Source organism: Stutzerimonas stutzeri (assembly GCF_051028275.1).
GTDB lineage: Bacteria > Pseudomonadota > Gammaproteobacteria > Pseudomonadales > Pseudomonadaceae > Stutzerimonas > Stutzerimonas stutzeri_AS.
Window position 1 is genome coordinate 901,180 of record NZ_CP069269.1, and the last position, 26,751, is coordinate 927,930.

A 26,751-nucleotide genomic window follows, 5' to 3' on the forward strand; every position below is an offset into this window, starting at 1 on the left:
ATGAGTCCACACCCTGAGACGATGACAGGCGCATCATCCCAGGGCGTTGAGCTAACGGATCAAAGCTCGATGGAGATGCCAGCCTGCAAGGTGCGCGGGGCGCCTGGGTAAGCCCAGATATTCCAGGCACGCTCTTCGTATTCCTCGTCGAAGACGTTGTCGAGGTTGAGGTTAAGGCGGACGCGGTCGGTGAGCGGGTAGTAGGCCAGCAGATCGACCACGGTGTAGGCACCCATGTCGTAGGCGGTGCTCGACGTGCTGCCCTTGCGCGAACTGACGTACTTCACGCCGACCCCGAGGCCCAGTCCGTCCAGCGCACCGTTGTCGAACTCGTAGGTGTCGAGCAGGTTGAAGCTGTGCTCCGGTACGTTGCCCAGTCGGCTGCCCACCGGCATGGCGGCGCTGTTGCTCTCGGTGACTTCAGCGTCAACGTAGGCGTAGCCGCCGATCACGCGCCATTGCGGGGTGATGTTGCCGGCAACGCTGAGGTCGAAGCCGCGGCTGCGGACTTCGCCGGCGGCCACCTGGAAGTTGCTGTCCAGCGGATCAGCCGTCAGCACGTTTTCCTTGGTGATGTGGAACAGCGCGGCCGTCACGCTCAGGTTGTGTTCAGGCAGGTCGTACTTGATGCCGGTTTCGTAGGCGGTGCCTTCTTCGGGGTCGAACGCCTGGCTGCTGCGGTCGGCGCCACGGTTGGGCTTGAACGAGCGGGAGGCGTTGGCGTACACCGCCAGCGCTTCGGTCAGGTCGTAGATCGCACCAATGCGCGGCGACACGGCGTTATGCGCCTGGTCCCAGCTGCCGGCAGCTACCAACTTGTTGGTGTAATTCTGCTCGAAGCGCTCCAATCGGGCACCCAGTTGCAGGGTGAAACGATCGGTCAGCTCGACCTGATCCTGCATATAGAAGGCATAGGACTTCAGGTCTTCGTCGTCCCAGTAGTTGGGGCCAAGAATGGGTGGCAGCGGCTGGCCATAGACCGGCTCGTAGATGTCGATCGGGAAGGCGCCTACACCACCTGCGGAGCGGTCGATGCGCGAGTTGTAGTTGAAGTCGTCGTATTCGATGCCGGTCAGCAGCGTATGCATGAAGCCCAACGCGCTGAAGCGGCCTTCGAGGTTGGCCTGTGCAGCGAAGTCGTTCCACTCCAGCCTGCGCTCGCTGTAGTTGCGCCCGATAGTACGGCCGTCCGTGGCCAAGCCGTTGCTTTCCACGGCCCCACCTTCCAGGCTGCCATCGAGGTATTGCACGCCGCCGCGCAAGGTCCACTGGTCATCCAGCAGGTGCTCGACGCGCAGTTGGGTCATGGCGTTTTCGTTCGTGAACTTGCCGGCGCTTTCTTCCCCGAGGAAGCGGTCGCGCGGCAGTTCGCCTTGCTGGTTGGCGTAACGGGTCACGCCCCGGTCGAGCGGGTGACGGTTATGCAGGTAATCACCTTCCAGAATGATTGCCGTGACGTCGCTCAGCTCCCAGCGCAGCACCGGGGCCACGTTGTAGCGCTCGCTTTCCACATGGTCACGAAAACTGTCGGCGCCTTCGGCGACTAGATTGAGGCGGTAGGTGAATTCGGCCTGCTCATCCAGCGCGCCGGTGGTGTCCAGCGTGCCGCGGCGCAGCCCTTCGGTATTGAACTGGGTGCCCAGTACGGTGCGGCGTTCGGCCTGCGGTTGCTTGCTCACGATATTGAAGGTGCCGCCTGGGTCGCCACGGCCGTACAGCATCGAGGCCGGGCCGCGCAGCACTTCGATCCGTTCGACGGTGGCAGCGTCCGGCATGTTGGGATAGCCGCGGTTAATGGCGAAGCCGTTGCGGTAGAACTCCTGCGAGCTGAAGCCGCGTACCAGGAATTCGGTCAGGCCCTGGCCGCCAAAGTTGTTGCCGCGCTCGACGCCGCCGGCATAGTCCAGCGCGTCCTCGAGCCGGGTGGCGCCAATGTCTTCCACTACCTGTCCGGGCACGACGCTGATCGATTGCGGAATCTCGTGAATAGGCGTGTCGGTACGCGTCGCGCTGACCGAGCGAGTGGCGCGGTAGCCGTCTACCGGCCCGTCGCCGCGCTCGGCTTGAGTGGCGGTGACTTCCATCTGTTCAAGCGCGATGGGGTCGCTGTCCGATTCCGGACGTTCGGCCGCGTAAGCGGTGGCGGTGAGCGCCTGTAATGACAGCACAGGCACGAGGAGTCGACGCATTCAGGTATTTCCTTTGGAGGCTTCAAGCGGAGGGCGGTGAATGCTATAGATGTTGATAACTATTATCAATTGGGCGAGCCCGAATAGATCACTGACGTGTCGGTGTGTAATTACGGTGGGCTTTAGCCGACCCTGCGTCGAGCTGCGCCACTGCCGGGCCGCTGGAGTCGAATCGAAGGTCAAGAGTTGGGTGGGGGCGATGGGCGCTGCCATCACCGGGTGATGACGGCAGAAGGTTCGCGATGCTTCTGGGTAAGCGCGGTCCCGGTCTCGGTGGTATGACGCCTCGGTGAACCGTCTCGAAAAGGGCTAAGCGGGGGCCAGACCGATTAGGCCAGCGGTGTACGTTAGCTGCTAGGTAGCCGGGGGGTTGCCTCTATGGTGCGATGATCTAGGGCCGGCGCACCATAGAGGCATGTGTCGGTCAGCGATCCCGGCCGGCACCCTCGCGGGACCGAGTCGGGTCGGCAGGCATACCGGTGCCGGTCATGGTCGACGGCTCGGTAGGGGGCTGGGTGTCGCGAGCGGGCTCGGCTTCCGGCTCGCTGGACGGCACGACGGTCGGCGTGCCGACGCTTTGCGCGGCGCCGCGGCAGGTCAGCTCAGCAAATGGCTGATCTGGCGAATATTCGCCTGGCACCCGCTCAACCCGCTGGGTGTTGGGGCTGACGGTGAAAACGGGCGGCGCGGACGTATCAGCACGCGCATCGTCTGGTACGTGGAATTCGCAGGTTACGGTGTCGCCCGTCTTGTTCATGACCTTCACCGCGCGGATCCCCACCAACTCACCGCCCGCCTCAGTGGTGGAAGTCGGCACGCCCATGGCGCTGACCTCGATATCCAGCCCGTTGAGGTGAGTGATCACGTCGGGCTTGGGTGTCTGGGCAAACGCAACGGGTGCGCAGAGCGCTAAGCCTAGGGTGGTGAGCAATGCCTTGGTCATGGAAACCTCCTTGAAGTCGATGTCTGCTTAGAAGGGTTCGATGGGTGAGGGTTCGGTCTGCCCTGTGCCAATTGGTTTCAGAAGGGCTGACGGTTGAGAAGCGTGCTGATGGGTATCGATGCGCTCAATTCGTCATCACTGTGAGCCCCCGTTCCGATTGAACCCTCACGGCCGAGTCGGTTCCGACCTTTCGTGCAGGCTGCTCGAAGCGCTCCGCCTGATGCCGCCCAGCGCAGAGACTAGAGTAAGCCGTACCTTACGTTTTCCACAAAAAGGCGCCTCCATGACACCCATTGTCGATTTCCTCAACACCATTTTCTGGGGCTATATCCTTATCTACGGGCTGCTCGCAGTTGGTGTGTTCTTCACCATCCGCCTGGGCTTCCTGCAGTTTGTGCATTTCGGGGAGATGGTCAGAGCGATCCGGGGTGCGCGGAAGAGCGATGCGTCTGGTATCTCGCCGTTCCAGGCGTTGTGTACCAGCCTCGCGTCGCGGGTCGGCACTGGGAATCTGGCCGGGGTCGCGGTTGCGCTCTACCTGGGCGGCGCCGGGGCGATCTTCTGGATGTGGATGGTGGCACTGGTGGGCATGGCCACGGCCTATGCTGAGAGTTCGCTTGCACAGTTGTACAAGGTGCGAGACGGCGAGGGCCAGTACCGTGGCGGCCCGGCGTTCTACATTGCCAGAGGTCTGAAGGCACCCTGGGCTGGCGGTGTGTTCTCCGTGGCGCTGATCATCTCGTTCGGGCTGGTGTTCAACGCGGTGCAGGCCAACTCGATCGCTGATGCGATGCAGGGCGCGTTTGGAATTCCGAAACTGTGGGTTGGCATCGCCATCGCTTTTCTCGCCGGGCTGGTGATCTTTGGCGGGCTACGCTCCATCGCACGCTTCGCCGAACTGGTGGTGCCGCTGATGGCAGGCCTCTATGTGCTGATGGCATTTATCGTGCTGGCGATAAGCATCACTGAGGTGCCAGACGTGTTGATGACCATCGTTCGCAGCGCCTTCGGCCTTGAGGAAGCGGCGGGCGGTGTCGCCGGCTCGGTGACGGCGGCGATGCTCAACGGCATCAAGCGCGGCCTGTTCTCCAACGAGGCGGGTATGGGCTCTGCGCCCAATGTGGCGGCAACGGCAACTCCGATGCCGCATCACCCCTCGTCGCAGGGGCTGGTGCAGGCAATGGGCGTGTTCATTGACACCATTGTCGTCTGTACGGCGACTGCGGTGATGATTCTGCTGTCGGGCGTACTGGAACCCGGTTCGGGTGTGACTGGCACTCAGCTCACCCAGCAGGCGATGGAAAGCCACATTGGGGTGTTCGGGACTTACTTCATCGCCATCGCCATCCTGTTTTTCGCCTTCACCTCGATCGTGGCCAACTACTCCTACGCGGAGAATGCACTGATCTTCCTGGGCGGGGGCAACAAGCTGGGGCTGACCCTGCTGCGGCTGGCCGCGTTGGGCATGGTGATCTGGGGGGCTTATGAGGCGGTCACTACGGTATTCAATGCCGCAGATGCCTCAATGGGCCTGATGGCGACAATCAACCTGATCGCCATCACCTTGCTCTCCGGGACGGTCGTGAAGCTGACCAAGGATTACATGGGCCAAATCAAGGCGGGAGGGGTTCCGAGGTTCAAGGCCGCGGACTATCCGGAGCTGAAAGCCAAGATCAACAACGATATCTGGCGCTGATGTGAGTACGCCCCGGCAAGCCTGTCGGCGCGTTTGTTGCCTGCCGCTCAGTGGGTCAGCTCGGCAGCTGATCCAGTGTTTTCGGCTCATGCATCGGGCAGCCGTTGTGACGCGCTCGGAACACCGACGACATTTCATACGCCGGCTTGCGCGAGCGCATGATGCCGCCGAGTGGGCGGTGCGCAGCGAGGCCATGCCAGGGGCTGAACGCCATCTGATCATCCACGACTGCCGCGCGGGCATCGCTCCAGGCTGACTGCGGCTTCACCTCGATCCGCGCAACGGTGACGTAAGGGCTGGCGTCTTCCGGCCAGGCCACGCTGGCGTCCTCGATGGGCATCTTCTCGATGTCAGTGGCCAGCTGAACGCGCATCTCCCAGGTGCCGCCGTGCTGCGCGAAGTGCTCGTTGATAGCCTCACGCAGGCCGTTCGGCTTGTCTTTCAGCTCAACGTTCTGGTCGGTGAACGCCTTCAATTCCGGCGATACGGGCACCACCGAGAGCTTGGCGAAATAGCGACCGTAGAGCACCGGGACCACGCTGTAATAGGTTTCCCCGAGCAGGTGCGTGGTCGGATGGCCGCCCATCCCTTTGAGCGTCGCGCTCTCGCCGCCGGCTTTTTCCACCAGGCTCTCGGCACCGCGCAAAGCGGCAGACAGCGCCTGCTTGGCGCGGGGCGCCTTGTCAGTGGTTTTGGCGATCAGCTTCAATGACTTGAGAAAGTCCTTGGGCGTGGGTGCCATGAAGGCCGGCGAGTTGACCATGACGAAATCCTGGGTGACGTCCCCTTCGCTGTTGGTCAGCCGCTCGCCTTCGACACCGATAAGCTTGAGCGCTAATCCGCGTGGGGTCGAAACCTTGTCGTCGAGAATGTCGCCGGGGTTGGTCGAGTAACGCATCACCACCGGCATCTTCCGTGGCTTGGCAAAAGCGCCCTGGGCCAGTTCGGGTGGCAGGTCTGGCAGCACTTCTATTTCACCTAGCAACAGGCCGTGGCTTTTGGCGTGCACGCTGCGAATGGCGTGGCCACCATCGGCGAATGTCGTCTCGGCAATTTCACGCATCGCCTGAATCAGGCCGGCAATGGTTTCGGCCTCATCGTCTGGTACTTGCTCGAACGCGGGATCAAAAGGAAGGGGCGTTATGTTCAGGTCATTGGTCATCATCGGCTCCGACTGATGGTGCGGGCTTGTGGACGTGTGAACTGCAGTCCGTAGTCGACAGCGGAGGTGATGAATGGTTTTGGAGAAACAAGGGCTTTGGACAGGTTGCGGGTGTGGCGGGGGCGGCGACGGATGGTCAGCACCTGCATTCATCTGGCAGCTAGGCGTTTGGCAGGCCTAGTGGGGGTTTACGCCAAGCCCGCGCGCCATGAGCGCAGCCAATAAAGGAATCAGTAGTAGCGCTAACAGCTCGATGCGAATCACCGTTTTTACCCAGCGTGCGGCTACAGGACTGATCGACGGGACCTGACCGGCCTTCAGCGCCGGGCGCCATTTGAGAAAGGTGACGGTGGGGTAGATCGACAGCAGCGCAACGGCCACAAACAGGCCGACCTTGGCGTGGAAAAAGCTGTTGCTCAGGTAATAGTCCAACCCCTTGCCGTAGCGCATCGCCCGTGCGGCACCCGTCACCAGCACCAGCCCGGCCGCGATGCCGAAGGCCAGATCGACGCGAAACAGGCTGCGTGCACGCTTGAAGTTCAGTGGCAGGCGGAACAGCTGGTGCTCAAGCACAAGCAATGAAAACAGCAGGAAGATCGCCACGAAGTGCAGGTAGGCGGCGACGGCGTAGGCCATTTCTCAGGGTCCTTTGGTTAGGGTTGTTGCGGCGTGGTCACTGCAGCCGGTGCCGTGTGACCGGAGCCGAACCATTGCTGCTGGCGTTGCAGGCGTCTGGCGATGGTGCCTAGGCATAGGCCACGCAAAAGCATGAAGGCGAGGAAGGCCAACCATAATCCATGATTACCCAGCCCACGCAGCAGCCAGCCCAATGGTAGCGAAATCAGGACGGCAAGCAGCATGGCGTTTCGCATTTCCCGTGCCCGTGTTGCGCCGATGAACAGGCCGTCCAGCAGATAACTCCAGACGGCGACCAGGGGCAGGGCGGCGAGATAGGGCAAGTAGGTGGTGGCCGTTTCGCGAACCGATGTGATGTCCGTTTGCAGGCTGATGAACAGCTCGCCGCCGAGCAGGAAGAACAGCCCGAAGGCCAGGCTCGCCAGTAACGACCAGCCACCGGCAACCGTGAGGATCCGCCGCAGCTCGGTGCGGCTTTGCGCACCGATCGCATGTCCACTCAGCGCTTCGACTGCATGGGCCAGACCGTCCAGTGCGTGAGCGGTGAGCATCAAGCCGTTCAGCAACAGCGCATTGGCCGCCACGGTGGCATCGCCCAGCCGCGTCCCCTGTACGGTGACCAGAAAGAACACCAGTTGCAGCGCCAACGAGCGCAGGAAGATGTCGCGGTTAACCGACATGAGCGGCCGCCAGCTGGCCCACAGGCGCAGCGCGTGCCGGTCTAGGCGTCCGGCGTAGCGCAACAGCGCGCCTCGGGTCAGCGCCAGACCGACCAGCACACCGCTCCATTCGGCAATCACCGAGGCGCGCGCGGCACCGGCCACGCCCCACTCCAGACCGATGACAAACCAGAGGTCCAGCGCGACGTTGATCAGGTTCGTTGTTAGCAGGATCGCCAGCGGCGCGCGAGCGTTCTGGGTGCCAAGAAACCAGCCGATCAATGCCAGGCTTGCCAGCGCAGCCGGCAGGCCGAACAGGCGGGTGTGAAAATACGCCTGGGTCAGGTTGTCCATCTCTGCCGAAGGCTGCATCAGTTGGAGCGCATAGCCTTTAAGTGGCAACGCGATCAGGCTTAGCAGCAGAGCGAAGCCCAGCGCCAGCGCCAAGCCCTGCAGTAGCACCTGACGCAGCGCACCGCCGTCTTCACGCCCGGCGGCTTGAGCAGCGAAGCCAGTCGTGCCCATGCGCAGGAAGCCCATCACCCAGACGAGCAGGCTGTAAAGGCTACCGCCCACCGCCACCGCCGCCAGCTGATGTGCATGCGGGAGATGGCCGATTACGGCGCTGTCAACCAATGCCACCAGTGGCACGGAGAGGTTCGACAGAATCATTGGCGCGGCAAGTGCCCAGACCCGTTTATGGGTGGGAGCGTGCCGCCAGGCGGTCAGTAACCGTGACATGAAGGGCTCCAGAACAGCCGGGCATGATACGTCGCCTCTGTCCTGAGCGCAGCTCAACGATGGATGGGTGTCTTGCTCGACCTGGAAGTTGGAGCAGGCCGTTATGGCTCGCTCAATGAATCAGCCAGCTCAACAGCCAGAGCCCAAGGAACAGGTAGATGACCCCAGCGATGAACGAGCGGCGAAAGAAGGCGCGAAATGCGCCGACCAGCAGCATCAGGCCAATGGCGAGGGCAACGAGGCTGATGAGTGAGCGGTCCATGCCGAGGGTCCGCGAAAGCCCTTCGAGGAAGTTGGCCCCGGCATCGGCGAATAGCCCAAAGAAGCCGCTGAGCGCATCGACGATGTAGCGGATGATCGTACCGAGCGCCTGGCCCAACCATTCGAAAAAGCTTTCCACCTGCATGCTGCACTCCTGTCATTCGATTCGCGGCCGCAAGCGCAACCGTTTCCTGGTCCATTGGGCTGTCAAACCGTCTGGCAGTTCCCGGCGTTGCGGTTGAACCGCAACCCTGTTGAGCGGTCATTTGCAGGCTGATCGTGACGCTCGCTAGTACCGTCATGCAATTGCAACCCTTTGCGATCAGGCTATCGCGCTAGCGTTCCTACGAGAAAATGACGATGCCAATCGATATCCGTGTTCGCCCGCGTTGGTTGCCCCAGGTCCGCCCGCAGGTATGGGCGCTGGGAATGCTGGCTGCCGGTCTGTTGCACACGGCTGCGACCTTTCACCTCCATGAGCGATTGTTCTATTCGATGCAATCGGCTTGGCAGGAGAGCAGTGTCCAGACGCGCAGTCTCTGGTTGCCGGAGTATCAGGTGCGTGTCGAGGCAAAGCCCGTGGCGACTGTTTCGGATAACCTGTCCGGCTTGACCTTCGACGAGCAGCGCAACCACCTTTGGGCTGTGGTGAATAACCCGGAAGAGCTCATCGCGCTGGACCTCAACGGCGAGTTCATCGCCCGTTATCCGCTGACGGGGTTCGTCGATGTCGAGGCTGTCACTTACCTGGGCGACAACCTGCTGGCGGTTGCCGAGGAGCGCAGCCAGTCGATCGTGATTCTGCCCGTCCCAACACAACCCGGTGAGCTGTTGCGTGAGGACTATGCAGCGGTATCACTGGCGACGGGCGCTTCTGATAACTCGGGGTTCGAGGGGCTGGGCTATGACCGTGCCGGCGACCGGCTGTTTGTGGTGAAGGAGCATTCTCCACGAAAGCTTTATGAAATCCAGGGCATCAAGGCCAGCTTCAACGGTCAGTTGAACCTCCATATCATCGACCGCGAGGCGTGGATCGAAGACAAGAACATGGCCAGCGATCTGTCTTCCGTTCACTACGACGAACGCACCGGCCACCTGGTGTTGCTCAGCGACGAAGCAAAGATGATGCTCGAGCTCGACGGAGAGGGCGAGCTGGTCAGCTTCCGCTCACTCTGGAGTGGTTTCGCTGGGCTCAAGAGCAGTGTGCCGCAAGGTGAGGGCATGACGTTCGACGATAGCGGCGACCTCTATCTGGTCAGTGAGCCCAACCTGTTCTACGCCTTCAAGCGCAACTAGCAATCCTGCCGTGCTCACCGCCGTGCTCAGCCACGGCGGATCATCCAGACGCCCGCGAAAATCAACACCAAACCGCCTAGCTTGCCGAGGCTGATCGAAGACTGACGAAAGCCCACCCAGCCGAAATGATCCAGCACCATCGCCATGCCCAGCTGGCCGGCCAGTACCAACGCCATGAACAGCAGCGCTCCGATGCGTGGGCCGGCGAAGGCGGCGGTTGCGATGAAGAACATGCCCAGCAGGCCGGCGCACCAGTGATACCCGTTCAGCCCTCGCAGTGCCTGGATGCCGGGCATGTCTCGCTGGAACAACACCACACAGATCAGCGCCACGGTACCCACAGCAAACGACAGCATCGCCGCGCTCATGACGCTACCGAAATGCTTCGCTACCTGTCCGTTGATACCGGCCTGTAACGGCAGAAAAGCTCCGGCAATAAACGGCAAAACGAGAAGCCACCAGGCTACGGCAGGCATGCGAAGTCTCCTGAAAGTAAAACAAAAACCCGCCAGAAGGGCGGGTTGAATGGGAACGAGCCGGCAATGCTAGCGCGGCGGGTACTGCGATAACACCTTGTTGACGGTCTCGCGGAACATTCCGGCCCGCTCTTGAGGGCTTCCCGGGTCGTCGCGCAGAACCTGTTCGGCGCTGCCGCGCCAGACCAGCTTGCCGTCGTCAGCGTCGTACATGTCCAACTGCAAGGTGCCCACCTGATAGTGGAAGGTACGGGTGTCGGTGATCATAGGGCCGCCCCAGAAGCCGTGCCACGGTCCGCCCCAGCCGCTGATGGACGAAGTAGTGAACTGCTGGCTGCGCTCGTCGACGAGAAACCAGGCCTGCACCCGCAGATCCGGTTGGGCGTCGGGCTGTGCCTGGCGCAAGCCGCGCTGATCCAGCTGCTCGCTGACGGCACTGCGGATGCGTTGCTCGGTCAGGTCGCTCTTTATACGCGGATCATCCGGGCGGTACTGCAGCGCCGGTTCTTTCCAGCTCCAGGTCCGGTAGGCTGAAAAATCGCGCTGCGGATCGAAGTCTCGTTGCACCTGTGTGCTCTGGCAGGCAGCCAGCATCAGGAGCAGGGGAAGCATCAGCAATGAGCGGAACATCTCGAATCTCCTAGCGTTTGAGTACGCACTGTCAGCGCGGCGGATAATCGGCAAGCGCACGGTTCACGGCGTCTCGCACGGCGTCCTTGCGCTCGGCCTGGCTACCGCCGCTGCGGGCTTCGGCGCGATTGCTCCAGACGGTCTGACCGGAGGCGCTGTCGATCATCTCGATGCGTACCGTAACCACTTCCTCTTCGTAGTTGCGCACCACCGGGGCGCTGCCGCCGAAGCCGTAACCGGAATTGAAGCCCGGACCATAGCCGCCATAGCGACCGGCGCCGACACCGATCCTGGGGCCATAATCATCGTAGACCTGCCGCACGCGCGTCTCCATCTGCGCGCTGGCGCTGATTTGCACGTCCCCCTTACTTCCAGCGGGAGCGGGGCGCAAGCCGCGCTGGTCGAGCGCGCCGGAAATCATGTCCTGCAGTTCGTCGGACCCGAGTGAAGCCGTTCCGGCCGGTGGTTTACGCCAGCTCCAGTTCTGGTAGCTGGAAAAATCTTGCGGCGCCGCCGGGTAGGTCGGCGACTGGATCTGCTCGATGGGCGGCGCCGGTGGGATCGGCGCAGACTCGTTGGTGTAGGGGTTACTGCTCTGGCACGCCGCGAGGCTTAAACCGAGCAGTGGGAAGAGAAGCGGCAGTGCAGGGCGGATCGACATCGGTACCTCCCGGTCAGCTCAGCGTGGCCGACACAGCCAGTGCAGGTAACGCCCAAGGCCGGCGAATTGGGGATGGCGGCGGTAGGCCAGTTCCATCTCGATCAGATCGGCAGGCTCGGTGCGGGCCTGGAATTCGGCGGGCATGTAGTCATGGAATACACGCACGCCACTGGTTGATTCGACCCGCCAGTGCGGCGCGAGTTGCGCGGCCAGCTCCCGGGGGTCGAGTGGCTGCTGCGGTGTCAGGCTCTGGCGCTCCCCAGCGTAGGTCCCCCTGCGCAGCTTCTTGAAGCTGCCTTTGAGCAGGTTGCGGTAGATCAGCGCGTCGCGGTTGTAAAACGCCAGCGACAGCCAGCCGTCCTCTGCGACCAGGCGATGCAGCACCGGCAGGATCGCGTGCGGTTCGGCCAGCCATTCCAGCACCGCATGGCAAACGACCAGATCGAAACGCCCGTCGACATGGTTCTCCACATCCTGCCAGGGGGCCTGGATGAAGGTCGCGTTTTGGCCTGCGTCGGCGAACTGTTTGCGAGCGCCGTCGAGCATGGGTTCGGCGGGTTCGGCGAGCGTCACCTGATGGCCCTGCTGCGCCAGCCACAGGCTCATGTGACCGAGGCCCGCGCCGATGTCCAGCACCCGCAGCGGGCGCCTTGGCAGTATCTCGGTGAGATCGGCCTGCAGAACGGCGAGCCGGATCGCACCCTTGGCGCCGCCGTAGATCTTATTGGCGAAGCGCGTCGCCATCGCGTCGAAATGGCGATCGCTCATCGGGCGAACCGCCGCTCGTTGTCGGCGAGCTTCGCCAGTAGCGCCTGCTCCATGTCGATGCCCAGCTCGCTGCACATTAGAAGCAGGTACATCAGGATGTCGCCGACTTCCTGGCCCGCATGTTCGAGCTTGTCGGCAGGCAGGCGGCGCGACTCGGCCTCGGTTTGCCACTGGAAAATTTCCACCAGCTCGGCCATTTCAACACTGGCTGCCATCGCGAGGTTTTTCGGGCTGTGGAAGCGTTGCCAGTCGTTCTGGTCGCGGATGGCGTGTAGGCGTTGGGTGATCTGTTCGATGTTCATTGAAACGCGGGCTCGTTGTGTTGGGCGTGTGCCGGAGGCGGGTGCAACAGGGCTCGCTCGCGCCCTGCGCGGCAGGGTCTCGTAGGGGCGAGCTTGCTTGCGGATCAGCTTCTCCAGGCTACGGCTGCATCTGGTCGACGTGCGGCTTCGATCGCCAGCTTCCGTCAGCCAAACGATGCCCGCAAGGGGCGGATCGATCAGAGGCGTCGAATCATCAGTTCGCGCTCGATGGCAATCACGCCGGGGCGATAGTCGCCTTGCTCGATAGCGCCAATGGCCTGCTCCAGCGCACAGTCGGCGATCCGTCCGTGCTGCTGGGAAATCGCGTTGACCCGAATCGGCAAAAAGTCGAGCAACTGCGCATCGCCAAACGTGGCCAGTCGAAGCTGTTCCGGCCAGAGCAGGCCGCGCTCGCGCAGCGCATCGAAGACGCCTTCAAGCAGCACGTAGGCCGTGGTAATCAAGGCATCGGGTAGCGGACCGTTGTCGAGCAGGGCGAGCATTTGCTCGCGGCCGCAGGCGCGGCTGAATTGCTCGGCCTGCAGGATGCTGACCCTGCCCCTATGCGCACAAAGCGCCTGCCGGAAGCCCTCCTCGCGTTGCTGGCTGATGCGCAGTGCCGGTCGTGCACTGATCAACGCCATGTGCGCGTCCGTCGGAGCATCCAGCGAGCGGGTCAGCTGCGCCGCCGCTTCATGGTCGTCGCTGACCACCGAGCAGAAGTGCTCGGCATCCAATGCTCGGTCGAGGGCAATCACCGGCGTGCCAGCGGCGAGCAGTCTGCGATAGCTGTCATCGTCCTGAGGTAGGCAGCTGGCGACAATCAGCGCATCGCAGCGGCGCGAGCGCAGCACCTGAATGACCTGGCGCTCTGTGTCCGGCTCGTCATCGGAGCCCGCGATCAGCAACTGATAGCCACGAGAGCGCGCACGCTGTTCGAGTAGCTTGGCCAGGCGCGCATAGCTGGGGTTTTCCAGGTCAGGAACGATGAAGCCCAGGGTTCGCGACTGCCCCCGACGCAGACCGGCAGCCTGCTGATCGAGCTGAAAACCCTGTTGTTCGGCCACTGCCATCACCCGCTCGACCGTGGCTGGGCTGATGCGGCGCTGTGCGGCTTTGCCATTGAGCACATAGCTGGCGGTAGTCACCGAAACGTTGGCGAGGCGGGCGATGTCGGTCAGTTTCAACGAGCAGTCCTGAGACGGGTGGTTTGAACTCGGGCTTCTAGAATTACCCAATAGTGCGTAATGTGCCAACCTTTGGTGAAACGTTTCAGCAAGTGCCCGGTCATAAGGGCCAGCCCAGGATTCGGGCGATGCCGGCGTCTCTGCCGGCATAACGGTCGTCCTAAAAACAAGCGCGAGCCCGCAAGGAGTTATCCATGCTTGAGTTGAATGCACAGCACATCCACATGCAGCAGACGGCAGCCGACAAACAGGCCGCACTGGCGCTGCTGGGCGAGGTGCTGGTTGCCGACGGGCTGGTGGCGCCCGGTTACCTCGACGGCTTGCGCGCGCGAGAAGCCCAGGGCTCGACCTTTCTCGGGCAGGGCATCGCCATCCCCCATGGCACGCCGGACACGCGCGATCAGGTTTTCACCACAGGTGTGCGACTGCTGCACTTTCCAGCCGGCGTGGACTGGGGCAACGGGCAGCAGGTCTACCTCGCCATCGGCATTGCCGCGCGTTCGGATGAGCACCTGCGGTTGCTGCAGCTTTTGACCCGGGCGCTGGGTGAAGGCGACCTCAGTGAGGCGCTGCAGAAGGCCGACAGCCCCGAAGCAATCATCGATCTGTTGCAGGGCGCCCCGCAGGCGCTGGCACTTGATGGCGAACTGGTCGGGCTGGGTGCCGCCGCCGATGACTTCGATGAGCTGGCGTGGCAGGGCGTCAAGCTGCTGAAGCGTGCGAAATGCGTTGAGCCTGGCTTTAACGCCAGCTTGCCGCTGAATCAAGCGCTGCCGCTGGGCGACGGCTTGTGGTGGCTGAGCAGTGAACAGTCGGTGCAGCGTCCAGGGCTGGCATTCGTCACGCCGGCTTCTGATCTTCAGCATCATGATCAGCCACTCAAAGGCCTGTTCGTACTGGCGAGCCTCGGCGAAGCGCATCAGGCCATGCTTGAGCGGCTGTGCAACCTGCTGATCGAAGGGCGCGGGCAGGAATTGAGCGAGGCGACTTCGAGCCGCACGGTGCTCGAAGCACTCGGCGGTGAGGTGCCGGCTGATTGGCCGAGCGCTCAGGTGCCGCTGGCCAATGCCCATGGTCTGCATGCGCGGCCAGCCAAGACCTTGACCGAAATTGCCCAGGCATTCGACGGAGAGATTCGCGTGCGCCCGGCCGGCAGCGAGAGCGCCGGCGTGTCGGCCAAGAGCCTGAGCAAGCTGCTGGCGATGGGCGCGCAGCGCGGACAGCTGCTGGAGTTCATGGCCGAGCCGGCGATTGCTGGCGATGCGCTGCCTGCGCTGGTGCGCGCGGTTGAAGATGGCCTGGGCGAAGAAGTTGAGCCGCTGCCGGCGCCGGGCGAGGCGAGTGAACCCTTAGTCATCGCGGACGGGCCTGCTGAGTCGGCCATCGAGCAGGCCGTACTGCACGCCGGTGAACAGGTAAACGGTATCGCCGCATCGCCGGGCATCGCCATTGGGCCAGTGCTGGTGCGAAAACCGCAGGTAATCGACTATCCCAAGCGCGGTGGGTCGCCCGCTGCCGAACTGCAGCGGCTGGACGCTGCGCTGGACAAGGTTCACGGCGAGATCGGCACGCTGATCGGGGAGAGCCAGGTCGCCAGCATTCGCGACATCTTCACTACGCACCAAGCCATGCTGCGCGATCCGGCGCTTCGCGAGGAGGTGCGGGGCCGCCTGCAAAAAGGGCTCAGCGCTGAGGCAGCCTGGGTCGATGAAATCGAAAGCGCGGCGCAGCAGCAGGAAGCGCTGCATGACAAGCTGCTGGCCGAGCGGGCGGCTGACTTGCGTGATGTCGGCCGCCGGGTGCTGGCCTGTCTGACAGGCGTCGAGGCCGAGCAGGCGCCAGACGAGCCCTACATCCTGGTGATGGATGAGGTGGCGCCTTCGGACGTCGCGACGCTCAATGCCCAGCGGGTTGCGGGCATCCTTACGGCGGGCGGCGGTGCGACCTCGCACAGTGCGATCATCGCACGGGCGTTGGGCATTCCAGCGATTGTCGGCGCCGGGCCGGGTGTGCTCGGGCTGGCACCCAACACGCTGTTGTTGCTCGACGGCGAACGCGGCGAGCTGCTGGTTTCGCCGACAGATGCACAGCTCGATCAGGCCCGAAGCGAGCGCGCTACCCGCGAAGAACGCAAGCGCCTGGCTGATGAGCGTCGGCTGGAGCCGGCAGTCACCCGTGACGGCCATCCAGTGGAAATCGCCGCCAACATCGGCGCGTCCGACGAAACCCCGGAAGCCGTGGCGATGGGCGCCGAAGGCATCGGCCTGCTACGCACCGAACTGGTGTTCATGAACCATTCCCAGGCGCCGGATCAGGCGACTCAGGAAGCTGAGTACCGTCGCGTGCTGGATGCCCTCGAAGGCCGTCCGCTGGTGGTGCGCACCCTGGATGTCGGCGGTGACAAGCCGTTGCCGTACTGGCCGATGCCGGCCGAGGAGAATCCCTTTCTCGGCGTACGCGGCATTCGGCTGAGCCTGCAACGGCCGGACATTCTCGAAATGCAGCTGCGCGCTTTGCTCGCCTCGTCCGGTGGCCGCCCGCTTCGGATCATGTTTCCCATGGTTGGCAACATCGAGGAATGGCGCACCGCCAAGGCCATGGTCGAACGCCTGCGTGTAGAGCTGCCGGTGGCTGACCTGCAAGTCGGCATCATGATCGAAATACCCTCTGCCGCGCTGATCGCACCGGTGCTGGCGCAGGAAGTTGACTTCTTCAGCATCGGCACCAACGACCTTACGCAGTACACCCTCGCCATCGACCGCGGCCATCCGAGCTTGTCCGGGCAAGCGGACGGCTTGCATCCAGCGGTGCTCCGGCTGATCGACATGACCGTTCAGGCCGCGCATGCAAACGGCAAGTGGGTCGGTGTGTGCGGTGAGCTGGCGGCCGATGCGTTGGCGGTGCCCATGCTGGTGGGACTGGGGGTCGACGAGTTGAGCGTCTCGGCCCGCAGTATTGCGCTAGTAAAAGCGCGCGTGCGTGAGCTGGATTTCGCCGCCTGCCAGCGATTGGCACAACAGGCACTGATGCTGCCAGGTGCCCATGAAGTTCGCGCTTTCGTCGGGGAGCACTGCTGATGGCCCGCATCCTGACCATTACCCTGAACCCGGCGCTGGACCTGACCGTACAGCTGCCGTCGCTGCGCCTGGGTGAGGTCAATCGCAGCGACAGCCTGCAGGTGCATGCTGCCGGCAAAGGCCTGAACGTCGCTCAGGTGTTGGCCGATCTTGGCCACAGGCTGACCGTTACAGGCTTTCTTGGCGAGGGCAATCCGCAGGCCTTCGAGCAGCTGTTCGCCGCACGGGGCTTTACCGACGAGTTCGTTCGCGTGAGGGGTGAGACCCGCAGCAACCTCAAGCTCGCCGAAGCCGACGGGCAGGTCACCGATATCAACGGCCCCGGCCTTCAGGTCAACGACGCGCAGCGCGAGGAGTTGATGGCGCGGCTCGAACGGCTGGTGCCGGGCCATGATCTGGTGGTGGTGGCCGGCAGCCTGCCGCGCGGTATCGAGGTGCAGTGGTTCGTCGAGCTTTTGCAGCGGCTCAAGCGCCTCGGTGCGCGCGTTGCATTGGATACCAGCGGCGCCGCGCTGCGTGAAGGCCTGTCCGCAATCCCCTGGCTGATCAAACCCAACGAAGAAGAGCTGGCCGAGGCGCGCGGAATCGACTTTTCTGCACCGCAAGCGCTGGCCACCGAGGCCCGGAGGCTCCAGAGCGAAGGCATCGAGCAGGTGGTGATTTCTCAGGGAGCCGAGGGGGTCAGCTGGTTTTCGCCGGATGCTGCCTGGCATGCCCAGCCTCCGCGGGTACGGGTCGTCAGCACCGTTGGTGCGGGCGATTCGCTGCTGGCCGGGATGCTCCACGGCCTGCTCGAAGGCTGGCCTGCCGAACGCACCCTTACGCATGCCACCGCAATCGCCGCGCAGGCGGTTGGCCAGGTCGGCTTTGGCATCACCGACACGGATGGACTTGCACAGCTGGAGGCCGCCATCCGGCTCCAGCCGCTGAGTCAGTAAACACGCCGTCCAATTCCAATAAGAGGTGAAGGAATGAATCTTCTCATCATCACGGCCTGCCCCAACGGAATGGTCACCAGCGTGCTCACGTCACGCCTGCTCGAGGCGGCCGCCCATCGCCTGGGCTGGTCAACCGCCGTGGAGGTCCACGACCCCAAGGCCATCGGCTCGCCGCTCACCCCGGCTCAGATCGCCAACGCGGACCTGGTCGTGGTGGTGAAAACCGGCCCGCTGTCGCTGCAGCGCTTCGTTGGCAAGCGCGTCGCTCAGTCGACGCCCTCCGAAGCCCTGCTCGATCCGGAAGGATTTCTGCGCAGTGCCGCCGAGACGGCAACTGAGCTGCAACAAAGCAATGAGGCTGACGCCGCTCCCGCCAGCGGCAAACCCAAGCTGGTCGCGATCACCGCCTGCCCGACGGGGGTCGCGCACACCTTCATGGCGGCCGAAGCGCTGCAGCAGGCCGCCATCCGCAAGGGCTACGACCTGCAGGTGGAGACGCGTGGTTCGGTTGGCGCACGCAACGTGCTCGAACCCCAGGACATCGAAGAGGCCGATGTGGTGCTGCTCGCCGCCGATATCGAGGTCGACGTGGCCCGCTTCGCCGGCAAACGGGTGTATCGCTGCGGCACGGGCGTTGCGCTGAAACAGCCCGAGGCGACGCTTGACCGCGCGCTGGAGGACGGCGCGGTGCTCAGCGGTGGCGCTCCGGCCAGTGCCGGTGCTGGGGAGCAGAAGGGCGAAAAGACCGGTGTCTACAAGCACCTGCTGACTGGCGTGTCCTACATGCTGCCGATGGTGGTGGCCGGCGGCTTGCTGATCGCGCTGTCGTTCGTCTTTGGTATCGAGGCCTTCAAGGAGGAGGGCACGCTGGCCGCGGCGCTCATGAAGATCGGTGGCGAAACGGCGTTTCAATTGATGGTGCCGCTCCTGGCCGGCTACATCGCCTATTCCATTGCCGACCGGCCTGGCCTTGCGCCCGGCATGATCGGTGGCCTGCTGGCAGGCACCCTCGGCGCGGGCTTCATTGGCGGAATTATTGCCGGTTTCGTCGCCGGTTACGCGGCCAAGGCGGTGAGCCGCTGGATTCCGCTCCCCGCGAGCATCGAATCGCTCAAGCCGATCCTGATCATCCCGCTATTGGCGAGTCTGGTGACCGGGCTGGTGATGATCTATGTCGTCGGCACACCGGTGGCGAAGATGCTTGCCGGGCTCACCGAGTTCCTCGACACCATGGGCACCTCCAACGCCGTCCTGCTCGGGCTGCTGCTCGGCACCATGATGTGCGTCGATCTCGGTGGGCCGGTCAACAAAGCGGCGTACGCCTTTTCGGTTGGGCTGCTCGCCTCGCAAAGCTACGCGCCGATGGCCGCCACGATGGCCGCCGGTATGGTGCCGCCCATCGGCATGGGCATCGCCACGTTGATCGCCCGACGCAAGTTTGCCCAGACCGAACGCGAAGCTGGTAAGGCGGCGCTGGTGCTGGGCTGCTGCTTCATCTCCGAAGGCGCGATCCCTTTTGCGGCCAAGGACCCGCTGCGGGTCATCCCCGCCAGCATCGCCGGCGGGGCTCTGACCGGCGCGTTGTCCATGGCGGTCGGCGCGAAGCTGCTGGCACCCCACGGTGGACTGTTCGTGTTGCTGATCCCCAACGCCATTAACCATGCGCTGTTATACCTGTTCGCCATTCTCGCGGGCAGCCTGGTGACGGGCACGATCTACGCAATTATCAAACAGCCCGAAGCGCAGCCGCTTGCCGTTGGCGCGACGAGCTGATTTGCCAAAACAGTGCTGAACTAAGCTCTCGCCGCCGCATCCATCTAGAAGTCGCTGAACTTTGTATCAGAACGTTTCAGCGGCTTTCTGTTTGGTTCAGCGCCAACCGGCTGGAGCGTGCTACATGAGCAACGAATACGGGCCGCGGCCCCTGCGGATCACTCTGACCGCCATGGTCGTCCTGGTGCTGGGCGTGCTGATGACCGGTGGAGGCGGTTATTTGGCCGTTCTCGGCGGGTCCTGGTATTACCTGCTGGCTGGCATCGGTCTGCTGGGGGTGGCCGGGCTGCTGTTCGCGCGTCGGCGTGCGGCGATCTGGCTGTACGCCGTGCTGCTGCTGGCGACACTGGCCTGGACGATTTACGAGGTCCGTTTCGACTGGTGGCAGCTGGCGCCGCGGATCGATCTCTGGTGCATCCTTGGCCTTTGGCTGATCCTACCCTTCGTCAACCGCTACGTGGGTAGCCGACTGGCCTGGCGCGACGGAGCGAGTGGATTGCTCGGCCTCGGTCTGCTGGCCGGGGCGCTGATGGCGGGCTACTCGCTGACGCAGGATTATCACTCCATCGATGGTTCGTTCAGCGATGCGCAGATGCAGGGTTTTGATCCGCAGGGGCAAGCTGGACGTTCGAACAGCGAGTGGCCGTCCTACGGCGGTTCGGAACAAGGCGATCGCTATTCCACCGCCAGTCAGATCACCCCTGAGAACGTAGGCAAGCTCAGCAAAGCCTGGGAGTACCACACGGGTGATCTGCCGGGACCGAACGATCCTGGCGAATTCACATACGAGGTCACACCGCTCAAGGTCGGTAACAGCCTGTTCATCTGTACGCCCCACAGCATCGCCATTGCGCTGGATGCCGATACCGGCGAAGAGCGCTGGCGCTATGACCCGAACATCAACCGCGATGCGGGTTATTACCAGCACATGACCTGCCGCGGCTTGGCCTATCACGACGGCACGCGCTACCCATCTTCCGGTACGACGGGGGGCCAGCCGAACCAGGCTGCGGCCCGTTGCGAACGTCGGTTGTTCCTGCCTACCAACGACGCCACGCTGATTGCACTCGACGTGGAAGACGGTGAGCCCTGCGAGGACTTCGGCAACGCCGGTGTCGTCGACCTGAAGCTGCGCCTGGGTGAGGGTGCGTTAGGCGTCTACCTGCCAACTTCTCCGCCAGTGGTCACTGAAAAGCTGGTGATCATCGGCGGTGCCATTACGGATAACGGTTCGGTTGATTCCCCCGGCGGGGTGATTCGCGCTTACGATGTGAAGAGTGGTCGCCTTGTCTGGAATTTCGATCCCGGCAATCCGGACGCCACCGAGCCGCTGCCGCCAGGTGAAACCTATGTGCGCAGCACACCGAACGCCTGGACGGTGGCCACGGCTGACGAGGCGCTGGGCCTGGTCTATATCCCGTCCGGCAATCAGACGCCGGATCAGTGGGCTATCGATCGCACGGCACAGGCTGAGCGTTTTACCGACACGTTGGTCGCGCTGGACCTGGCAACCGGCAAGGTGCGCTGGGAGTTCCAGACCGTGCATCACGACCTCTGGGACCGCGACCTGCCTTCCCAGCCGACACTGGTCGACCTCGACCGTCCCGAGGGCAAGGTGCCGGCCATCATCCAGGCCACCAAACGTGGCGATCTCTATGTGCTCGATCGCCGTACGGGCGAGCCCATCGTGCCGGTAACAGAAGTGCCTGTTCCACAAGGCACTGATTATGGTGACTACACCGCCCCTACTCAGCCGGTCTCGGCGCTGACCTATGCGCCGCAAGCGCCGCTGCACGAGCGCGACATGTGGGGCGGTACGCCGCTGGACCAGATGATGTGTCGGATTCAGTTCCGCAAGTTGCGCTATGAGGGCGACTTCACGCCGCCCTCCGAAAAGGGCTCGCTGATCTATCCGGGTAATGTCGGCACCTTTAACTGGCCGTCGATCGCGGTGGACCCCAACCGCCAGTTGCTGTTCGGTGCGCCGAACTATCTGGCCTTCGTGTCGAAGATGCACAAGCGCAGCGAGGTCGACCCCAATGAACGCACCGGGGGCGGTGAGACAGGCTTGCAGCCCAACCTGGGCGCGCCGTACATGGTGAGCCTGAAGCCTTTGTTATCGGTTCTGGGTTTGCCGTGCCAGAGCCCGCCTTGGGGTTATGTGACCGCAGTCGACCTGCGCACCATGAACAAAGTCTGGATGCACAAAAACGGCACCAGCCGCGACAGCGCGCCGCTGGGCATTCCCTTCCCAGTGGGTACGCCAGCCTTGGGCGGCCCGATTGTCACCGCCGGCGGTGTGGCCTTCATGAGTGGCACGCTGGATTACTACCTGCGTGCCTATGACCTGCAGACCGGTGAAGAGCTGTGGAAAGGGCGGTTGCCTGCCGGCGGGCAGGCTACGCCAATGACCTACGTCTCGGAGCAGACCGGCAAGCAGTACGTGGTCCAAGTGGCAGGCGGACACGGCTCGTTCGGAACGGAAATCGGAGATTCCGTCATCGCCTGGACGCTCGATGAAGATCAGTAGCGCGGGCCTCAAGACCACCTGAACTATCCCGGCGCCACTGTCAGCGGCGCCGGAAATCTCGAGATTCACCTTCACACCAGTGGAGTCAGGCAACTTTTTGACGACCGCTCGTCGGGGTGTCATGGTTCCGTCAAGCGTGTCGCTTAAACCCTTCTTCCAGCCACAGTTGAAGGGAACGACCATGACTGAATCGACCAAACCTGAACTGGACTCCACACGTCGCCGCCTTGTCCAGGGGATCGGCGCCGGCCTCGCGCTGCCGGCGCTGGGCGTATCGCCGGCCATCATTGCCGCACCCACTGCTCGGCCCTGGATTACCGATGGTGTTCAGTCCGGCGACGTGCTGGCCAACCGTGCGGTGGTTTGGAGCCGTTGCGATCGACCGGCACGGTTGGTCGTCGAATGGGATACCAATAGCGGTTTCGGCAACGCTCGACGGATGATTTCGCCGGTCACGGACGAGCGTCTCGACTTCACCGCGCGGCTCGACTTGCGAGGTCTGCCCTCGGATCAGTCAATCTTCTACCGCGCTTATTTCGAAGACGCACGGGACCATGTGCGCAGCCAACCCTGGATGGGCCACCTGCGCACCGCACCGCGGCGCGCACGGGACATCCGTTTTGTCTGGGGCGGCGATACCTGCGGGCAGGGCTGGGGTATCAACCCCGACTTCGGCGGCATGCGCATCTACGAAGCGATGCGTCAGCGACATCCCGACTTCTTCATTCAGAGCGGCGATGCCATCTACGCTGATGGCCCGATCCAGGCCGAAGTGACGGCCGAAGACGGTCGCCTCTGGCGCAACGTAGTCACCGAGGCCAAGACCAAGGTGGCTGAGACGCTGGACGAATTCCGCGGCAACTACCGGTATAACCTGCTGGACCACAATCTGCGGCAGTTCAACGCCGAAGTGCCACAGATCTGGCAATGGGACGATCACGAGGTGACCAACAACTGGTCGCCCGGCAAGGAGCTGGACGAGCGTTACCAGGTCAGGGATATCGAGCTACTGGCCCGTCGCGGTCGGCAGGCATTCCTCGAATACGCACCGATGCGCTTGGCTGGGCGGGATGCGTCGGGCCGTGTCTACCGCAAGATCGCCTATGGTCCACAGCTGGATGTGTTCGTGCTGGATATGCGCAGCTACCGCGGCCCCAACACCCATAACCTGCAGCCGGAGCAGAGTGGCGAGACTGCATTCTTGGGCGCCGAGCAGTTGGCTTGGCTCAAGCGTGAATTGCGCCGCTCGCGCGCGACCTGGAAGGTCATTGCGGCCGACATGCCCATCGGTCTGCACGTGCCGGATGGCAAGGATGCAACAGGTAGGGCGCGCTGGGAGGCGATTGCCAACGGCCAGGATGGCCCGGCCCTGGGGCGCGAACTTGAGATAGCCGATCTGCTGGGTTATCTGCGTCGTTACCGCGTTCGTAATACCGTCTGGCTGACAGCCGACGTGCATTACTGCGCAGCGCATCACTATCACCCCAACCGTGCGTCGTTCCAGGATTTCGATCCGTTCTGGGAGTTTGTTGCCGGGCCGCTCAACGCAGGCAGTTTCGGGCCCAATCAGCTGGATGCCACCTTTGGTCCAGAGCTGGTGTTCCAGAAGGCACCGCCCATTGCCAACGCATCGCCCTACGCCGGCTTTCAATTCTTCGGCGAGGTTGAGATCGATTCGCGCAATGACACCTTGAGCGTCACCCTGCGAGACATCGACGGCGCCTCGGTCTTTTCCAAAACCCTCGAACCCCAACATGCCTGAGCCTACGGAGCGACACCCCCATGCGCCGCAACCACCGTTTCATGCCTCATCCTCTGTCTGCCGCCCTGTTGGCAATCGCCACGCTGGGCGCGCACTCGATGGCTTCGGCCGACCTGCTGATTTCCGAGTATGTGGAGGGCAGCGGCAATAACAAGGCGCTGGAGTTCTACAACTCAGGCGAGACTGCTCTCTCCTTGGAGGGGTACCGGGTCGACTTCTATTTCAATGGATCGACCAGCAGCGGCCGCAGCATAAGCCTGGAAGGCGAGGTCGCGCCGGGTGGCGTGCACGTGCTGGCGCATGAAAGCGGCGATCCGGCGTTGCAGGCCACGGCGAACCAGCGCGGCAGCGGCGGCTGGTACAACGGCGATGACGCCATCGTGTTGCGCGGGCCTTCCGGTGAAATTCTGGACAGCATCGGCCAGGTCGGTGTCGATCCTGGCAGCGCTTGGGGATCGGGACAGACGCAAACGGCTGATCGCACCCTGACGCGCAAGGCGTCGGTATCGATTGGGGATCGCAACCCAGGCGACGCCTACGAGCCTGCGTCGGAGTGGCAAGGCTACGCTGTCAACACCTTTGCGTACCTCGGCGAGTACGGTGAAGGCGAACCCGGTGGTGGTGACGCAGGTCGGCGAGCCATTGCCGAGGTGCAGGGTTCCGGGGACAGCAGCCCGCTGGTGAATCAGTCGGTCACCGTTGAAGGCATCGTCGTGGCGGACTTCCAAGCTGAAGGCGAGTTGGGCGGCTTCTTCATCCAGGCGCCTGATAGCGAAACCGACAATGACCCGCTGACATCCGAAGGCCTTTATGTTTATGGGAAGGGCAACGGGGTGGACGTGCAGGTGGGCGACCGTGTGCAGGTACGCGGGCTGGTCGCCGAATACAACGGACTCACCGAACTGACCACGCCGCAGATCACCGTGCTGGCCAAGTCGCAGCCGCTGCCCAGTGTGGCACAGATCAGCCTTCCGCTCGCCTCGCAGGATGCGCTTGAGCGTTACGAGGGCATGCAGGTCCGCCTCGCCCAGACGCTCACTGTCAGCGAGGTATACAACCTCGGCCGCTACGGCGAGGTGGTGCTCTCATCCGGCGGACGACTGTGGATTCCGACGAACAAGGTATCGCCTGGCGAGCCGGCTCAGCGGCTGCAGGCGCAGAACGACCTCAATCGAATCGTGCTGGATGACGGACGCAGCGGTCAGAACCCTGACCCTGTCCGCTATCCATCACCTGAGCTCGACGCCTACCGTACCCTGCGGGTCGGCTACGAAGTCAGCGATGTGCGCGGGGTGCTTCACTATCAAGCCGGCAGTTATCGGGTTCAGCCGACACAGCAACCGCAATTCATCGCCAAGAACCCAAGGCCAGCTCAACCGCAAGCCGTCGACGGGCGTCTGCGGATCGCCAGTTTCAATGTGCTCAATTACTTCAATGGCGACGGGCGCGGTGCCGGTTTTCCAACCTCCCGCGGCGCTGACTCACTGGCGGAATTCAACCGCCAGCGCGACAAGATCATCGCCGCGATCCTGGGTGCCGACGCGCACATCATCGGCCTGATGGAAATCGAAAATGACGGTTACGACGAGAACAGCGCCATCGCCGATCTTGTGGCCGGTTTGAACGCTGCATCGCCCGATGGCGATCGTTACGCTTTCATCGACCCACGCCGCAGCCGGTTGGGCACCGACGAGATTGCCGTAGGATTGATTTACCGTAAGGACATGGTGAGCCCGCACAAGAACGCCGCTGTGCTGGACGGTTCGGTCGACCCGCGTTTCAACGACACCCGCAACCGCCCTGCACTGGCCCAGACTTTCCGCGAGCGCCGCACCGGCGAGCGGCTGACCGTAGCGGTCAACCATCTCAAGTCCAAGGGGTCGAGCTGCGACGACATCGGCGACAAGGATATGGGCGACGGCCAGGGCAATTGCAACCTGACCCGCGTGCGTGCCGCTCAGGCACTGGTCGATTGGCTGGGTCGTGACCCAACCCAATCGTATGATCCGGACCGCTTGATCATCGGCGACCTCAACGCTTATGCGAAGGAAGACCCGATCAATGTGATCCGCGCGGCGGGTTACACCGACCTGCTGGCGCGCTTCGTAGGGCCTGATGCGTACTCCTACGTGTTCTCCGGGCAGTCCGGCTACCTCGATCATGGCCTCGCCAGCGCCAGCCTGACCCCGCAGGTGAAGGGCGCCACCGAATGGCACATCAACGCCGACGAGCCGCGCGTGCTGGACTACAACCTGGAGTTCAAAACGCCACGCCAGCAGAGCTTGCTGTACAGCGCAGAGCCCTATCGGGCATCGGATCATGATCCGTTGGTGATCGGGGTGAGTTTGGGGCGGTAGGTAGCCGCTTCATAGGCTAATCATCCTTGACGTCTCGGCTGTAAGGGACGTTGAGGATCGCCAGCAAGCTGACTCCTACAATGTCAGCGCTGTCGCCTCAGCTTTTCGTAGGAGCCAGCTTGCTGGCGATCATGGCCTGTACAAAGCTGCGCCTTACAACCAAACGGCATCCCACCACGGATAGTCGCCAATCCGGTTCACCAGGCCCGCCCGCAACGGGTTGGCAACGATATACCGAGCCGTAGCGAGCAGGTCGTCTTCCTGGCGCAACGCACGATCATGGAAGCCTCGCTGCCAGATCCTTGTGCCTGTTCGGCCTGTAATACGATTAATGGCTATCGCACTGCGGGACTTCAAACGCTGAATTACCTTCGGCAACGGAGCTGAGCCTAGTCCAATGAGCCAGTGCAGATGATCCGGCATGACGACCCATGCCAGCGAGTTGACGTGTCCTTCATCGTGTAAGCCGCGCATTTCCAGCACTAGCGTCCGGGTCAGTGACAGATCGGCGAAGACGGGTTCACGTCGCTCTGTAACAGCTGTTATCAGGTAGACCTGACCCGGTTGTGAGTGTCTGCCGCGACGCAATGCATGGCCGAGGTGGCTGAACTGGCTCGGCATATCCACCTCCGTGTGGATTAACAGACTTTCTGTTCTTCCCCGCGTAGCGGGGCCGGATCGCCAGCAAGCTGGCTCCTACAAAAGCC

20 protein-coding genes and 1 pseudogene are annotated in these 26,751 nt (G+C 63.0%); 8 read left to right on the top strand and 13 right to left on the bottom strand.

Going from position 1 to position 26,751, the window contains the following annotated elements:
• Window positions 1-59: 59 nt before the first annotated feature.
• Entirely contained in the window at window positions 60-2,189 is a 2,130-nt protein-coding gene (locus tag JQR87_RS04105; protein WP_407292288.1) for a TonB-dependent siderophore receptor, read from the bottom strand.
• A 574-nt stretch (window positions 2,190-2,763) separates the two neighbouring features.
• Window positions 2,764-3,132, bottom strand: a pseudogene (locus tag JQR87_RS04110) (hypothetical protein); the annotation flags it as partial.
• Window positions 3,133-3,415: 283 nt separating this feature from the next.
• Between JQR87_RS04110 and JQR87_RS04115 the strand changes: the two are divergent.
• Entirely contained in the window at window positions 3,416-4,828 is a 1,413-nt protein-coding gene (locus JQR87_RS04115; RefSeq protein WP_407292285.1) for an alanine/glycine:cation symporter family protein, read from the top strand.
• 55 nt (window positions 4,829-4,883) lie between these two features.
• Here the strand turns inward: JQR87_RS04115 and JQR87_RS04120 are convergent, their stop codons facing one another.
• From JQR87_RS04120 to JQR87_RS04135, 4 genes are all read right to left on the bottom strand, one after another.
• Window positions 4,884-5,990 (bottom strand): catalase family protein, encoded by a 1,107-nt coding sequence (locus JQR87_RS04120; RefSeq protein ID WP_407292283.1) that lies wholly within the window; start codon window positions 5,988-5,990, stop codon window positions 4,884-4,886.
• 177 nt (window positions 5,991-6,167) lie between these two features.
• Window positions 6,168-6,626, bottom strand: coding sequence for a DUF2214 family protein (locus JQR87_RS04125; RefSeq protein WP_407292281.1), 459 nt, complete (start codon window positions 6,624-6,626; stop codon window positions 6,168-6,170).
• A 17-nt stretch (window positions 6,627-6,643) separates the two neighbouring features.
• Complete coding sequence (locus tag JQR87_RS04130; RefSeq protein WP_407292278.1) at window positions 6,644-8,026, bottom strand: MATE family efflux transporter; 1,383 nt, start codon at window positions 8,024-8,026, stop codon at window positions 6,644-6,646.
• A gap of 112 nt (window positions 8,027-8,138) precedes the next feature.
• Window positions 8,139-8,432 carry a hypothetical protein gene (locus JQR87_RS04135; RefSeq protein WP_407292275.1) on the bottom strand — a complete coding sequence of 98 codons (294 nt, stop codon included), beginning with the start codon at window positions 8,430-8,432 and terminating at the stop codon, window positions 8,139-8,141.
• Between the two features lie 215 nt (window positions 8,433-8,647).
• Between JQR87_RS04135 and JQR87_RS04140 the strand changes: the two genes are divergently transcribed.
• On the top strand, window positions 8,648-9,583 hold the full coding sequence (locus JQR87_RS04140; protein ID WP_407292274.1) for an SdiA-regulated domain-containing protein: 936 nt from the start codon (window positions 8,648-8,650) through the stop codon (window positions 9,581-9,583).
• Between the two features lie 26 nt (window positions 9,584-9,609).
• Here JQR87_RS04140 and JQR87_RS04145 read toward each other — a convergent pair whose 3' ends face one another.
• The 6 genes from JQR87_RS04145 to cra form a co-directional block, all read right to left on the bottom strand.
• Window positions 9,610-10,059, bottom strand: coding sequence for a DMT family transporter (locus JQR87_RS04145; protein ID WP_407292271.1), 450 nt, complete (start codon window positions 10,057-10,059; stop codon window positions 9,610-9,612).
• A 69-nt stretch (window positions 10,060-10,128) separates the two neighbouring features.
• A complete protein-coding gene (locus tag JQR87_RS04150) occupies window positions 10,129-10,689 on the bottom strand; it encodes a DUF4136 domain-containing protein (protein WP_407292270.1) in 561 nt (186 codons plus the stop codon).
• Window positions 10,690-10,720: 31 nt separating this feature from the next.
• On the bottom strand, window positions 10,721-11,350 hold the full coding sequence (locus JQR87_RS04155; protein WP_407292268.1) for a DUF4136 domain-containing protein: 630 nt from the start codon (window positions 11,348-11,350) through the stop codon (window positions 10,721-10,723).
• Between the two features lie 18 nt (window positions 11,351-11,368).
• The gene (locus tag JQR87_RS04160; RefSeq protein WP_407292266.1) at window positions 11,369-12,118 is read right to left on the bottom strand and encodes a methyltransferase domain-containing protein; all 750 of its coding nucleotides are present in this window, start codon (window positions 12,116-12,118) and stop codon (window positions 11,369-11,371) included.
• On the bottom strand, window positions 12,115-12,420 hold the full coding sequence (locus tag JQR87_RS04165) for a nucleotide pyrophosphohydrolase (protein ID WP_407292263.1): 306 nt from the start codon (window positions 12,418-12,420) through the stop codon (window positions 12,115-12,117). Before JQR87_RS04165 ends, JQR87_RS04160 begins: the two co-directional genes overlap by 4 nt.
• A 197-nt stretch (window positions 12,421-12,617) precedes the next feature.
• Window positions 12,618-13,607 carry a catabolite repressor/activator gene (gene cra / locus JQR87_RS04170; protein ID WP_407292260.1) on the bottom strand — a complete coding sequence of 330 codons (990 nt, stop codon included), beginning with the start codon at window positions 13,605-13,607 and terminating at the stop codon, window positions 12,618-12,620.
• 194 nt (window positions 13,608-13,801) lie between these two features.
• Here cra and ptsP point away from each other — a divergent pair, with 194 nt between their 5' ends.
• From ptsP to JQR87_RS04200, 6 genes are all read left to right on the top strand, one after another.
• Window positions 13,802-16,684: a phosphoenolpyruvate--protein phosphotransferase gene (gene ptsP / locus JQR87_RS04175; RefSeq protein ID WP_407292257.1), complete on the top strand. Its 2,883-nt coding sequence runs from the start codon at window positions 13,802-13,804 to the stop codon at window positions 16,682-16,684.
• A complete protein-coding gene (pfkB, locus tag JQR87_RS04180) occupies window positions 16,684-17,622 on the top strand; it encodes a 1-phosphofructokinase (RefSeq protein ID WP_407292256.1) in 939 nt (312 codons plus the stop codon). The genes ptsP and pfkB overlap by 1 nt, the downstream gene beginning before the upstream one ends.
• A gap of 33 nt (window positions 17,623-17,655) precedes the next feature.
• Complete coding sequence (locus JQR87_RS04185) at window positions 17,656-19,395, top strand: PTS fructose-like transporter subunit IIB (RefSeq protein WP_407292253.1); 1,740 nt, start codon at window positions 17,656-17,658, stop codon at window positions 19,393-19,395.
• 124 nt (window positions 19,396-19,519) lie between these two features.
• Window positions 19,520-21,925 (top strand): membrane-bound PQQ-dependent dehydrogenase, glucose/quinate/shikimate family, encoded by a 2,406-nt coding sequence (locus JQR87_RS04190; protein ID WP_407292251.1) that lies wholly within the window; start codon window positions 19,520-19,522, stop codon window positions 21,923-21,925.
• A 181-nt stretch (window positions 21,926-22,106) separates the two neighbouring features.
• Window positions 22,107-23,687, top strand: coding sequence for an alkaline phosphatase D family protein (locus tag JQR87_RS04195; protein WP_407292248.1), 1,581 nt, complete (start codon window positions 22,107-22,109; stop codon window positions 23,685-23,687).
• Between the two features lie 20 nt (window positions 23,688-23,707).
• Window positions 23,708-26,044, top strand: coding sequence for an ExeM/NucH family extracellular endonuclease (locus JQR87_RS04200; protein ID WP_407292246.1), 2,337 nt, complete (start codon window positions 23,708-23,710; stop codon window positions 26,042-26,044).
• 153 nt (window positions 26,045-26,197) lie between these two features.
• Here JQR87_RS04200 and JQR87_RS04205 read toward each other — a convergent pair whose 3' ends face one another.
• A complete protein-coding gene (locus JQR87_RS04205) occupies window positions 26,198-26,665 on the bottom strand; it encodes an REP-associated tyrosine transposase (RefSeq protein ID WP_407292245.1) in 468 nt (155 codons plus the stop codon).
• Window positions 26,666-26,751 lie beyond the last annotated feature (86 nt).

What these genes read in the sequence shown, in the direction of transcription:
- JQR87_RS04105 (WP_407292288.1), bottom strand. Translation starts at nt 2,189, where the DNA reads ATGCGTCGACTCCTCGTGCCTGTGCTGTCATTACAGGCGCTCACCGCC.
- JQR87_RS04115 (WP_407292285.1), top strand. Translation starts at nt 3,416, where the DNA reads ATGACACCCATTGTCGATTTCCTCAACACCATTTTCTGGGGCTATATC.
- JQR87_RS04120 (WP_407292283.1), bottom strand. Translation starts at nt 5,990, where the DNA reads ATGACCAATGACCTGAACATAACGCCCCTTCCTTTTGATCCCGCGTTC.
- JQR87_RS04125 (WP_407292281.1), bottom strand. Translation starts at nt 6,626, where the DNA reads ATGGCCTACGCCGTCGCCGCCTACCTGCACTTCGTGGCGATCTTCCTG.
- JQR87_RS04130 (WP_407292278.1), bottom strand. Translation starts at nt 8,026, where the DNA reads ATGTCACGGTTACTGACCGCCTGGCGGCACGCTCCCACCCATAAACGG.
- JQR87_RS04135 (WP_407292275.1), bottom strand. Translation starts at nt 8,432, where the DNA reads ATGCAGGTGGAAAGCTTTTTCGAATGGTTGGGCCAGGCGCTCGGTACG.
- JQR87_RS04140 (WP_407292274.1), top strand. Translation starts at nt 8,648, where the DNA reads ATGCCAATCGATATCCGTGTTCGCCCGCGTTGGTTGCCCCAGGTCCGC.
- JQR87_RS04145 (WP_407292271.1), bottom strand. Translation starts at nt 10,059, where the DNA reads ATGCCTGCCGTAGCCTGGTGGCTTCTCGTTTTGCCGTTTATTGCCGGA.
- JQR87_RS04150 (WP_407292270.1), bottom strand. Translation starts at nt 10,689, where the DNA reads ATGTTCCGCTCATTGCTGATGCTTCCCCTGCTCCTGATGCTGGCTGCC.
- JQR87_RS04155 (WP_407292268.1), bottom strand. Translation starts at nt 11,350, where the DNA reads ATGTCGATCCGCCCTGCACTGCCGCTTCTCTTCCCACTGCTCGGTTTA.
- JQR87_RS04160 (WP_407292266.1), bottom strand. Translation starts at nt 12,118, where the DNA reads ATGAGCGATCGCCATTTCGACGCGATGGCGACGCGCTTCGCCAATAAG.
- JQR87_RS04165 (WP_407292263.1), bottom strand. Translation starts at nt 12,420, where the DNA reads ATGAACATCGAACAGATCACCCAACGCCTACACGCCATCCGCGACCAG.
- ptsP (WP_407292257.1), top strand. Translation starts at nt 13,802, where the DNA reads ATGCTTGAGTTGAATGCACAGCACATCCACATGCAGCAGACGGCAGCC.
- pfkB (WP_407292256.1), top strand. Translation starts at nt 16,684, where the DNA reads ATGGCCCGCATCCTGACCATTACCCTGAACCCGGCGCTGGACCTGACC.
- JQR87_RS04185 (WP_407292253.1), top strand. Translation starts at nt 17,656, where the DNA reads ATGAATCTTCTCATCATCACGGCCTGCCCCAACGGAATGGTCACCAGC.
- JQR87_RS04190 (WP_407292251.1), top strand. Translation starts at nt 19,520, where the DNA reads ATGAGCAACGAATACGGGCCGCGGCCCCTGCGGATCACTCTGACCGCC.
- JQR87_RS04195 (WP_407292248.1), top strand. Translation starts at nt 22,107, where the DNA reads ATGACTGAATCGACCAAACCTGAACTGGACTCCACACGTCGCCGCCTT.
- JQR87_RS04200 (WP_407292246.1), top strand. Translation starts at nt 23,708, where the DNA reads ATGCGCCGCAACCACCGTTTCATGCCTCATCCTCTGTCTGCCGCCCTG.
- JQR87_RS04205 (WP_407292245.1), bottom strand. Translation starts at nt 26,665, where the DNA reads ATGCCGAGCCAGTTCAGCCACCTCGGCCATGCATTGCGTCGCGGCAGA.